1 protein-coding gene is annotated in these 242 nt (G+C 46.7%); it reads right to left on the bottom strand.

Going from position 1 to position 242, the window contains the following annotated elements; all coding sequences use genetic code 11:
• On the bottom strand, window positions 1-242 hold a 242-nt coding region (locus A3761_RS27535), incomplete at both ends, for a putative solute-binding protein (protein WP_231881199.1).

The raw sequence follows: 242 nt of genomic DNA on the forward strand, positions 1-242 counted from the left end.
TAGATGCCACCGTCAGGTTCTAAGCCTTTATGCATTTCGAAGGGCTCGTAAACAATTGCCGGCGCTGCAGTCAGGTCAACCGTACCGTTGTTAAACTTGAGGATTGAGTTAAAAATGGTTGAATTAACGGGTGTAATACCGTGCTTTTGTGACAGGTATTCAGATTCGGGAACATCATCGAGAACGGCCATGCGTTTGCCAGCAAAGTCTTTGGGAAGCAAAATGCTACGGTCGCGCGTAAA

It is taken from the genome of Oleiphilus sp. HI0123 (assembly GCF_001635315.1).